Origin of the sequence: Thermus neutrinimicus, assembly GCF_022760955.1 — a bacterium.
Classification (GTDB): Bacteria; Deinococcota; Deinococci; order Deinococcales; family Thermaceae; genus Thermus; species Thermus neutrinimicus.
Genome location: NZ_JAKTNU010000002.1, coordinates 230,063 through 239,788, shown reverse-complemented (window position 1 = coordinate 239,788; position 9,726 = coordinate 230,063). Strand labels below are relative to the sequence as shown.

The 9,726-nt window shown below is 66.8% G+C and carries 11 protein-coding genes and 1 tRNA gene; 4 read left to right on the top strand and 8 right to left on the bottom strand.

What is annotated here, in order from left to right:
- The first annotated feature begins 141 nt into the window (after nt 1-141).
- Entirely contained in the window at nt 142-624 is a 483-nt protein-coding gene (locus L0C59_RS03135) for an NUDIX hydrolase (RefSeq protein ID WP_243089761.1), read from the top strand.
- On the opposite strand, the gene meaB is transcribed toward L0C59_RS03135, so the two are convergent.
- From meaB to L0C59_RS03115, 4 genes are read right to left on the bottom strand one after another with little or no spacing between them, the layout of a single operon-like run.
- Nucleotides 621-1,565, bottom strand: a complete 945-nt coding sequence (meaB, locus tag L0C59_RS03130; RefSeq protein ID WP_243089760.1) for a methylmalonyl Co-A mutase-associated GTPase MeaB — start codon at nt 1,563-1,565, stop codon at nt 621-623. The genes L0C59_RS03135 and meaB overlap by 4 nt on opposite strands.
- Nucleotides 1,566-1,597: 32 nt before the next feature.
- Nucleotides 1,598-1,972 (bottom strand): RidA family protein, encoded by a 375-nt coding sequence (locus tag L0C59_RS03125; protein ID WP_243089759.1) that lies wholly within the window; start codon nt 1,970-1,972, stop codon nt 1,598-1,600.
- A 4-nt stretch (nt 1,973-1,976) separates the two neighbouring features.
- Nucleotides 1,977-3,794: a protein kinase domain-containing protein gene (locus L0C59_RS03120; RefSeq protein WP_243089758.1), complete on the bottom strand. Its 1,818-nt coding sequence runs from the start codon at nt 3,792-3,794 to the stop codon at nt 1,977-1,979.
- Between the two features lies 1 nt (nt 3,795).
- Complete coding sequence (locus L0C59_RS03115; RefSeq protein WP_243089757.1) at nt 3,796-4,008, bottom strand: transcriptional regulator; 213 nt, start codon at nt 4,006-4,008, stop codon at nt 3,796-3,798.
- 86 nt (nt 4,009-4,094) lie between these two features.
- Here L0C59_RS03115 and murA point away from each other — a divergent pair, with 86 nt between their 5' ends.
- Complete coding sequence (gene murA / locus L0C59_RS03110; RefSeq protein ID WP_243089756.1) at nt 4,095-5,390, top strand: UDP-N-acetylglucosamine 1-carboxyvinyltransferase; 1,296 nt, start codon at nt 4,095-4,097, stop codon at nt 5,388-5,390.
- A 19-nt stretch (nt 5,391-5,409) separates the two neighbouring features.
- Here murA and L0C59_RS03105 read toward each other — a convergent pair whose 3' ends face one another.
- Nucleotides 5,410-5,856, bottom strand: coding sequence for a hypothetical protein (locus tag L0C59_RS03105; RefSeq protein WP_243089755.1), 447 nt, complete (start codon nt 5,854-5,856; stop codon nt 5,410-5,412).
- Nucleotides 5,857-5,948: 92 nt separating this feature from the next.
- On the opposite strand from L0C59_RS03105, the gene prfB reads away from it, so the two are divergent.
- A protein-coding gene (gene prfB, locus L0C59_RS03100) for a peptide chain release factor 2 (RefSeq protein ID WP_243089754.1) occupies nt 5,949-7,047 on the top strand; the annotation gives its coding sequence in 2 pieces (ribosomal slippage) (nt 5,949-5,999 and nt 6,001-7,047; 1,098 coding nt in all).
- Nucleotides 7,048-7,219: 172 nt separating this feature from the next.
- Here prfB and phoU read toward each other — a convergent pair.
- From phoU to L0C59_RS03085, 3 genes are read right to left on the bottom strand one after another with little or no spacing between them, the layout of a single operon-like run.
- Entirely contained in the window at nt 7,220-7,882 is a 663-nt protein-coding gene (phoU, locus tag L0C59_RS03095) for a phosphate signaling complex protein PhoU (RefSeq protein WP_243089753.1), read from the bottom strand.
- A 14-nt stretch (nt 7,883-7,896) separates the two neighbouring features.
- Nucleotides 7,897-8,790, bottom strand: coding sequence for a sensor histidine kinase (locus L0C59_RS03090; protein WP_243089752.1), 894 nt, complete (start codon nt 8,788-8,790; stop codon nt 7,897-7,899).
- Nucleotides 8,787-9,485 (bottom strand): response regulator transcription factor, encoded by a 699-nt coding sequence (locus tag L0C59_RS03085; protein WP_243089751.1) that lies wholly within the window; start codon nt 9,483-9,485, stop codon nt 8,787-8,789. Before L0C59_RS03085 ends, L0C59_RS03090 begins: the two co-directional genes overlap by 4 nt.
- A 91-nt stretch (nt 9,486-9,576) precedes the next feature.
- On the opposite strand from L0C59_RS03085, the gene L0C59_RS03080 reads away from it, so the two are divergent.
- Nucleotides 9,577-9,651, top strand: a tRNA-Val gene (locus L0C59_RS03080).
- Nucleotides 9,652-9,726 lie beyond the last annotated feature (75 nt).

Below are 9,726 nucleotides of genomic sequence, written 5' to 3'. Positions count from 1 at the left end.
GTCGTAACAAGGTAGCTGTACCGGAAGGTGCGGCTGGATCACCTCCTTTCTAAGGAGTACTTAGGCCTCTGCCCTCCCCTTTTTGAGGTCCTTTGGGGGCGCCTTCGGGCGCCCTTTTTTGTTGCCGGGAGGCGGAATAGCGTGCGCAGGAAGCGTCAGGTCTGGGTGGCCAGGAGGCGGGTGGTGTCCGCCGGGGGTGTGGTCCTTCGGGGAAGGGCTCCCGAGGTGTTGGTGGTTTCCCTGAAGGGAGGACGGGTGGTTACCCTTCCCAAGGGGCAGGTGGAGGCCGGGGAGCGCTACCCAGAGACGGCGGTGCGGGAGGTACGGGAGGAAACCGGGGTGGAGGCGGCGGTGGTTTCCCCCTTGGGCAAGGTGCGCTACTACTTCACCGTGCGCAACGGCGGGGAACCGGTCACGGTGAGCAAGGAGGTGCACTACTTCCTCATGGCCTACCGCGGGGGCGAGCCCAGACCCCAGCTTTCCGAGGTGGAGGCGGCCTTTTTCCTACCCGTCTCCGAAGCCTTGGAGCGCCTTTCTTACCCCAACGAGCGGGAGATGCTGAGAAAGGCCCTGGCCCGCCTGTGTCCTTCCCGGCTGGATACCTCCTCGAGGCCCGGGGATTAGGGGTGGCTTTTGGGGTCCAGGAGGGCCCAGGCGGCTTCCTCCGGGGAAAGCTCCCCCCGGGCCACCCGGGCCACCAGGTCGCCCGCCCCTTGGGTCCGCTTCCTGCCCCACTCCTGGATGACGCTTTCCACCTCAAAACGGGCCCGTTCCAGGCGGTGGGCCTCCAGGAGCCCGTGGGCCAGGAGGTGCCCGTAATGGGCCTCGAGGCCCTCAAAGAGGGCTTCCACCCCTTCCCCCGTGGCCGCCACCGTGGGGTAGATGGGGGGGCGCCAGCCCCCGGGCCGGGGAGGGGAGAGCTCCAGGGCACTTTTCAGCTCCTGGATGATCCTTTCCCCGCCTGGTAGGTCAAACTTGTTCACGGCGAAGAGGTCGGCGATCTCCATGACCCCGGCCTTGAAGGCCTGCACCGCATCCCCGGCCGCGGGGGTGAGGACGAGAAGGGTGGTGTCCGCCACCCGGGCGATGTCCACCTCGCTTTGCCCTACCCCCACGGTTTCCACGAAGATGCGGTCAAAGCCAAAGGCCTCCAGGAGGGCCAAGGCGGCCACCGTGGCTCCGGCCAGGCCCCCCAGGGCTCCCCTCGAGGCCAGGGAGCGGATATAGACCCCAGGGTCCTGGTGGTGGCGCATCATGCGGATCCGGTCCCCCAGGATGGCCCCCCCGGTGAAGGGGCTGGAAGGGTCCACCGCCAAGACCCCCACCCGCTCCCCCCGCTTCCTGGCCTCCAGGATCAGTCGGTCGGTGAGGGTACTCTTGCCGGCCCCCGGGCTCCCCGTGATGCCCACCACCTTGGCCCGGGCCTGTCCCCGCAGGCGCTTGAGGAGCTCCTGCCCCACAGGGTGCCCCGATTCCACCAGGGTGAGGGCCCGGGCCAGGGCCCGCACATCCCCTTGGCGAAAGCGGTGGAGAAGTTCTTCCGCTTGGCTTTCCTGGACCGCCATGCCGATATTTTACGCTTTTTTGCCCACGTGCTCTAATCCGCCAGGGCGATGCAGGCCACCTCCACCCGAACCCCCTTGGGCAGGGCCTTCACCGCCACCATGGCCCGGGCCGGGTAGGGGGGCGAGAAATAGCGGGCGTAAACCTCGTTGAAAAGGGGGAAGTCCTCCATGTCCAAAAGGAAGCAGGTGGTCTGAACGACCCGGGAGAGGCTTAAGCCTGCGGCCTCCAAGATGGCCTTGAGGTTTTCCATGACCTGCTCCGTCTGGGCGCGGATATCCCCCTCCACCAGGGCGCCGTCGGGTTTCAGGGGGATCTGGCCGGAGACGAAGACCATCCCCCCGGCCCGCACCGCCTGGGAGTAGGGGCCGATGGCCTGGGGGGCTTTATCCGTGCTCACCGCCTCCATGCCCCTATCCTACGCCAAAGCGGAAGAGCTTCCCCGCCAGGTTGGCCACCAGGATCTCCTGGGCCAAGGGCAAGGGCGGTACCTGAACCGCCCCCAGTCCCGTGGCCTCAAAGACCACCTGGCCCCTTTGGTCCACCGCCAGAAAGCGCCCCTCCTCCGTGGCCACGTACACATGCCCGGCGGCGAAGGAAAGGCCTGCCGTCACCTTGCCCACCTCGAGGCTCCACACCTCCTCCCCCGTGGCCTGATCCAGGGCCCTTAAGACCCCGTCCCAGGCGGCCACGTAGACCCGTTCCTCGTCCAAGGCCAGCCCGCCCCAGATCTCACCCTCCACCGCGGTGTTCCAAAGGGTTTCCCGGGTTAAGGGGTCAAAGGCGTAGACCTCTCCCTCCCAGGTGGGGATGAAGAGCACCCCGCGGCAGGCGGCCACGGGGGCGTGCACGGGGCCGGTTTTCACCTTGTAGCGCAAGGTGCCCGTGTCCGGATCCAGGGCATAGAGAAACCCGTCCTCCGAGGCCAGGAAAAGGAGGCCCCGGTGGAAGGTGGGGCTGGAGGAGAGGTGGCCCCCCGCCCGGAAGCGGTAGAGGAGGCGGTCCCGCTCAAAGGCATATAGGCTTCCGTCCCGGCTGGCCACGAAGACCCGCTCCCCCAGGACCAGGGGGGCGGCGGTGACCTCCGCCCCCGTGTCCGCGCTCCACTCCAGGGCCTGGCCCTTGAAACGGCGCACCCGGCCGTCCCAGGCGGCCACGTACACCCCGCCCCGGACCACCGGGGGAGCGGTGACCTCCTCGGGGAGGTTTTCCCGGCGCACCGTTCCCGAAAGGAGGTCCACCTCCGCCAGGCCCCGTCCTGCCCCCAGGTAGACCCGGCCGTGGGCGTAGACCATCTCTCCGGGCCAGGCGGCCTCCCCTCCCAACTCCACCTTCCCCTTCAGGGAAAGCCTGCGGGGGTCGGGGGCCAGGGGGTAGTGGCCTGAGCGGCTGGACCCGGCCCGGGGGGTGGCGAGGCGGAGGGCCTGGAACTCCTGCAGGGGGCTTTGGAAGAGGCTGGGGTGGGAGGGCCTTTCCTCCGGGTGCTTGGCCAAAAGGGAAAGCACCGCCTCCGCTACCCCAGGAGGGATGCTGGGGTTCAAGGTCTGGGGAGGTTTGGGGGGCTCGTAGACGTGCTGGAAGAGGATCGCCTGATCGTTTTCCCCCTCGAAGGGGGGTTTGCCGGTGAGGGTGCGGTAGAGGACCGCCCCCAGGCTGTAGAGGTCCGCCCTGGGGGTAAGGGGAAGGCCCTTGGCCTGTTCCGGGGCCATGTAGGTGGGGGTGCCCAGGGTGTACCCGGTGCGGGTAAGGTGACGGCTTTCCTGCAGGAGGTAGGCCAGGCCAAAGTCCATCACCTTGGGATGCCCCTCCTTGGTGAGGAGGATGTTTTTGGGGGTAAGGTCCCGGTGGAGGATGCCCTGGGCGTGGAGGTGGGCCAGGGCCTCCATCACCTGGATGGCGGCCTTTAGGATCCTTTCCCCCTCGGGGCCCTCCTCAAAGGGGCCGAGGCGGTCAAAGGTACCCCCCTCCACCAGCTCCATCACGAAGTAGGGACGCCCTTCCACCTCCCCCAGGTCCAGCACCTGGACGATGCCCGGGTGGAAAAGGCGGGAGAGGGCCCGCACCTCCAGGAGAAAACGCTCCCTCTCGGGGGGAAGGGCCCGGGGATGGAGGAGCTTCACCGCCACCTTACGGCCCAGGCGCTCGTCCACTGCCCGCCACACCTCGGCCATGCCCCCAGAACCCAAGGAGGCCTCGAGGCGGTACCGCCCGCCCAGGACCATGCCCGTCATTTTATTCCTCGGGCTCCAGTTGCTTTAGGAGCTCGGCCAGCTCCTCCTTGTTGCCCTCCAGCTCCCGCACGATCTTGGCGATGGCCAGGCGCACCACCTCCGACTTGGAAACCAGCCTTTCCGGGCTGGAAAGGGCGTAGGCCGCCCGGGTGAGGAGGGCGTCCTGCTCCTCGGAGATGACCACCTGAAGCCGCTTCTTTTCCTTCTTGGGCATACCTTCCCTTGGAAGAGTGTAGCAAAGGGTGCATGCCCTTGACAATGTGGACCAGCCCTTTTATCCTCACCTTGAGTAAGGTGTGTATGATGCTCAAGGACTCGCGGCGGGGCAGCAGGATCTTGCGGATTGAGGGAGGCCAGCCCCTTTCCGGCGAGTTGCGAGTTTATCCGGCCAAGAACGCCGCCTTGCCCATCCTGGCGGCCAGCCTTCTCACCCCCGAGCCCATCACCCTTTTGGAGGTGCCTAGGCTCAGGGACGTGGAGGTGATGCTGGAGCTTCTTTCCCACCTGGGCACCCACTACCAGTGGGAGGGACGCACCTTGCACCTCCACACCCCCGAGATCCAAAACACCCATGCCCCCTATGAGCTGGTGGGGCAGATGCGGGCCAGCTTCATCGTCTGGGGAGCCCTGCTTGCCCGGGTGGGGGAGGGGCGGATCTCCTTGCCCGGGGGGTGCGCCTTTGGGGCCAGGCCCGTGGACCAGCACGTGAAGGCCTTGCGGGCCCTGGGGGCTGAGGTGGTGGAGGAGGAAAACACCTTCTACGCCCGAAGGACCCGCCCCCTTTCGGGGCGGGTGGTCTTCGACCTGCCCACGGTGGGCGGGACCGAGCAGGCCATGCTGGCGGTGGCCCTGGGGGGTGAGGCCACCTTGGTGCAGGCGGCCATGGAGCCCGAGGTGGAGGACCTGGGCCATTTCTTGCGGATGCTGGGGGTGGAGGTCCATGGCCTGGGTGGCCCCATCCTCCACATCCGGGGGGCCAGGCAGCTGGGCGGGGGTACCTACCGCATCATCCCGGATCGGATCGAGGCCGGCACCTACCTCTTGGCGGCGGCGGCCACCCGGGGGTCCATCACCCTCACGGAGGTGCGCCCCGACCACCTGGATGCCCTTTTGGATAAGCTCCAGCAATCCGGGCACCGGGTGGAGGTGGGGAGGGACTGGGTGCGGCTTTGGGCCGTGCCTGATCCCCAGCCTTTCTTCGTGGAGGCCCGGGAGTACCCCGGCTTCCCCACGGATCTCCAGCCCATCGTCACCGCCTACCTGGCCACGGTTCCCGGGCAGAGCGCCGTCACCGACCGGGTCTACCCCGACCGCTTCACCCACGTGGGGGAGCTGGCCCGGATGGGGGCCGAGCTCTACCTGCGGGACCGCACCCTTTTGGTGAACGGCAAGCGCCTACACGGGGCCCAGGTGAAGGCCTTGGATATCCGCGCCGGGGGCGGACTGGTGGTGGCCGCCCTGGCGGCGGAAGGGGTTTCCGAGATCGAGGGGGTGTACTTCCTGGAGCGGGGCTACGAACACCTGGAGGAGCGGCTAGGCGCCTTAGGGGCCAGGGTGAACCTGGCGGAGGTGCCCTTGGCCCTGGCGGCGGACTAGGGGGTCCTAGGAGAATGCCTTAGGAAAAAAGGCGCAAGGCTTCAGGGAAGCGAAAGAAGAGGCGGTCCCGCTCCAGCTCGAGGCTGTACCCTTTTTCCACGTAGCCTGCCAGGCGTAGGGCGTCCAGAACCTCCTGGGCCACGGCCCGATCCCCTTCCAGTTTGGCGGTGAGAAAGGCTAAGGCCTCCTCTTCCTCATCCCCTTCCCCCACAAACTCCCGGTACTCCTGGTCCAGGGTTCGCATGAGGGCGGTGAGGTCCAGGGGCTTGGAGAGGAAGACCCACCGGCCTTTTTCCCCGGGAAGGTAGTGGGCGTAGCCTTGGGCCTCCAGGGCCTCGGCCAGCCTCTTGGCCTCGCTGGGAGAGGCGCCTTTTTCCTCCAGGACGCGCACCAAGCCCTCCCGTTCCCCGTCCAAGCCCTGGGGGAAGCGGGTACGGAGTTCCTGCACCAGCCGCCTCAAATCCATAACCCACCTCCTTTTAGATAGCATAAAATATGCGCGTGGTTATGTGAAGGGTCCTTGTTATTCCCCGCTATATCCCCTATACTGGGGAAGGTATGGACCTGGATCTTCTCGCCACGCGCCTGGAAAACCTCCGGGGGTATCTTTGACATCCCCGGTAAGGAAGCCCGTTTAAGGGAGTTGGAAAAGCGTCTGGAAGACCCGGCCCTCTGGCAGAACCCGGAGGAGGCCAAGGGGGTGAGCCGGGAGGCTGCCCGTTTGCGGCGCACGGTGGATACCTTCCGGTCCCTGGAGAGCGACCTCGAGGGCCTTCTGGAGCTTTGGCAGGAGTTTCCCGCGGAGGAGCGGGAGGCCTTGAGGCCCGAGCTGGAGGAGGCTGCCAGGAAGCTGGAGGATCTTTACCACGAAACCCTTCTTTCCTTCCCCCACGCGGAAAAGAACGCCATCCTCACCATCCAGCCTGGGGCTGGGGGCACGGAGGCCTGCGACTGGGCGGAGATGCTCCTTAGGATGTACACCCGCTTCGCCGAGCGCCAGGGCTTCCAGGTGGAGGTGGTGGACGTGACCCCCGGGGCGGAGGCGGGCATCGACTACGCCCAGGTCATCGTCCGGGGGGAGAACGCCTATGGCCTCCTTGCCCCCGAGGCGGGGGTTCACCGCCTGGTGCGTCCCTCCCCCTTTGACGCCTCGGGGCGCCGGCATACCTCCTTTGCCGGGGTGGAGGTGATGCCCGAGGTGGACGACACCGTGGAGGTGGTCATCCGGCCCGAGGACCTGCGTATCGACGTGTTCCGCTCCCAAGGGCACGGGGGCCAGGGGGTGAACACCACGGATAGCGCGGTGCGCATCGTCCACCTGCCCACGGGGATCACCGTGACCAGCCAGGCCACCCGGAGCCAGATCAAGAACAAGGAGCTGGCCATGAAGGTCCTCCGCTCCCGGCTTTACGAGCTGGAGTGGAAGAGGAAGCAGGAGGAACTCAGGAAGCTCCGGGGGGAGGTGCGGCCCATCGAGTGGGGGAGCCAGATCCGTAGCTACGTCCTGGACAAGCAGTACGTGAAGGACCACCGCACGGGCCTCATGCGCTTTGACCCTCAGAACGTCCTGGACGGGGACCTCATGGACCTCATCTGGGCGGGGCTGGAGTGGAAGGCAGGCCGCCGCCAGGCGGTGGAGGAGGTGGAGGCGGACTAGTCCTTTTCCACCCCCTGGGCCTTGTGCGGGAGTTTCCCAACTCCCTCCCCCTCACCGGGCGGGAAGGCCTTCTCATGGGCTGTTGGATGGGCGAGGCCCAGGATGGGGTAGCCTGCGGTGGTGGGCAGGCAGGAGGAAGGGGGGAATGGGCTTCCCCTGCGCCCTCGCCCCCCTAGTAGACGTCCTCAGGGTTCTTGTAGACCTCGCCGGTAAGCCAGTAGATCACCCTTTCCCCCACGTTCTCCAGGTGGTCCCCCAGGCGCTCGTAGCTGCGGGCCACCCGCATGAGGGTGAGGGCCTTGGTGATGGTGCGGGGGTCCTCCAGCATGTAGGTGATGAGCTCCCGGGTCACCTCCTCGTAGAGGCCGTCCACCTGGTCGTCCATCTCCACCACCTTGCGGGCAAGCCCTGGGTCCCGCTCGGCCACCGCCTTGCCTAGGGTGTCCATCATCTCCAGGAGCCTCTTGCCCATCTCGGGGAGGGTGACGTAGCGCTTAAGGGGAGGTTCTTGCGCCAGAAGGAAGGCGCCCTCGGCCACGTGCATGGCGTAGTCCCCGGCCCGTTCCAGGTCGGTGAGGGCCTTGATGACCGTGAAGATGAGCCGGAGGTCCGAGGCCACGGGCTGGTGCCGGGCGATGATGGTGACCGCCTGGTTTTCTATCTTAAGCTCCAGGGCGTCCACTTCCTGGTCCTTGGCGATCACCTCTTCCGCCTTGGCCTGGTTGCCTTCCACCAGGGCCTCCGTGGCCTTTTGGGTCATCTCCCGGACCAGGGAGAGCATCCTTAAGGTTTCCTCCACCAGTTCGTTTAGGGCTTTGTCCAGTACCTCGCGCATGCTACCTCCTTGCCTCAGTTTAGGGGAAGGGCCACACCAAAAACGTTCTCTGCCCCCTCCCTTCGGGCGTAAGCCTCTCCGCCCAGGCCCTGGGCGATCCGGCGCACCAGGTAAAGGCCCAGGCCCTGTCCGGCTCCTCCCTGGAACCCCCGGTGGCGGGGGAGGAAGAGGGGTTCGTAATCCGGAAGTTCCGGCCCATGGTCCCGCACCTCCACGAAAAGCCGCCCTCCCTCCTCCCGCGAGAGGAGGCGGATGGGGTCTTGCCCATACTTGAGGGCATTGTCCAGGAGGTTCAGGAGAATCTGGAAGAGGGCCTCGGGATCGGTGTGGGCGGTGTGGGGTAGGTGGACCTCCACCCGCCTGCCATGGAGCTTTTCCCTGAGGAGCTTTTCCAAGCGGGTCCAGAGGTCTTCCAGGGGGAAGGTGCGCTTGGGCCCGGGTTGCGTGAGGGAGAGGTCCCGTACCAACCGGGAGAGGCGGGCCACCTCCCCCTTGAGGAGGTCCAGCACCTCCTTTTCCTGGGAGGTCCTGGGGGTGAGGGCCTCGAGGAGGGGTCCCATCCCCGCCAGGGGGGTGCGGAGCTCGTGGGCCAGGGCCTGGGTGGCTTCCTCCAGGGCCTCCAGGCGCCGGTTTAGCTCGGTTTCGTCCAGGAGGTAGAGCCTGCCGGGAAGGGCCCTGACCCTCAGGGTGCGGCTTCGCACCTCCAGGGTGCGCTCCCCCCCATGGAGGGCCAGGGCCTCGAGGCGGTGGTCGCGGAGGGCCAGGAGGAGGGGCCGGCCCACCACCTTTTCCCGGCTCACCTGCAAAAGCTCCTCCGCCTTGGGGTTCAGGTAGAGGACGTGTCTTTCCCGGTGTAGGACCAGACCCTCCAGGGCTTCCTCCCAGGCCTCGGCCAGAAGTTCCCTCACCCTTCCTCCTTGGGCTTTGCCTCCTCCGGGGCCATCCTGAAGCGGTACCCCATGCCCCGCACGGTTTCCAGAAAGCGGGGGGCCTTGGGATCCTCTCCCAGCTTTTCCCGGAGCTGGAGCACGTGCTGGTCCACCGTTCTCGGGGTGCCCAGGTAGTCATGGCCCCATACCGCTTCCAAGAGCTCCTCCCGGGAGTAGACCCGGCCCGGGCGCTGGGCCAGGAAGGCCAGGAGCTCAAACTCCCGCCGGGTTAGGGGCAGGGGGTTTCCGTCCAGGCTGGCCTCCTTGCGCTCCAGGTCCAGGAGAAGGGGCCCGTGCCGGAGCACCTTCCGCTTGCCCGAGCGCCGCAGGAGGGCCTCGAGGCGGGCCAAAAGCTCCTCGGTGGCGAAGGGTTTGACCAGGTAGTCGTCGGCCCCGCGGGAAAGCCCCTCCACCCGGTCCCGCACCTCGGCCCTGGCGGTGAGCATGAGGACAGGAAGGTCAGGGTAAGGTCCTTGGCGCATCCTTTCCAAAAGCCTGGTTCCTGGTTCGTCGGGGAGCATCCAGTCCAGGACCACGGCTTCGGCCTCCTGCAACCTTGGCCAGGCTTCCTGGGCGGTGGCGGCTTCCAGCACCCTGTGCCCGGCTTTCTCCAGGGCCAGCCTCACCCCTAACCGCACCGCGGGCTCGTCCTCCACCACAAGGACCGTGGCCACGCCTTTAGTCTAGCCCGGGCCCTGTCAGAGGAAGGTCAGGGCCTTTGCTTGACAGCTCTCCTTGGCCCATGCTACCCTGCAAAAGGCCTGGGGGCGGCTAGCTCAGCGGAAGAGCGCTCGCCTCACACGCGAGAGGTCGTAGGTTCAAGTCCTACGCCGCCCACCACGATGGAAACACAAAACTTCCCCCCTCGGTAGCGAGGGGGGAAGATGCTTTGGGGGCTTAAGGGGGGGCAGCGAG

Coding starts and splice junctions, on each gene's coding strand:
- meaB (WP_243089760.1), bottom strand. CDS start 1,565: ATGGCGGTCCAGGAAAGCCAAGCGGAAGAACTTCTCCACCGCTTTCGC.
- L0C59_RS03125 (WP_243089759.1), bottom strand. CDS start 1,972: ATGGAGGCGGTGAGCACGGATAAAGCCCCCCAGGCCATCGGCCCCTAC.
- L0C59_RS03120 (WP_243089758.1), bottom strand. CDS start 3,794: ATGACGGGCATGGTCCTGGGCGGGCGGTACCGCCTCGAGGCCTCCTTG.
- L0C59_RS03115 (WP_243089757.1), bottom strand. CDS start 4,008: ATGCCCAAGAAGGAAAAGAAGCGGCTTCAGGTGGTCATCTCCGAGGAG.
- murA (WP_243089756.1), top strand. CDS start 4,095: ATGATGCTCAAGGACTCGCGGCGGGGCAGCAGGATCTTGCGGATTGAG.
- L0C59_RS03105 (WP_243089755.1), bottom strand. CDS start 5,856: ATGGATTTGAGGCGGCTGGTGCAGGAACTCCGTACCCGCTTCCCCCAG.
- phoU (WP_243089753.1), bottom strand. CDS start 7,882: ATGCGCGAGGTACTGGACAAAGCCCTAAACGAACTGGTGGAGGAAACC.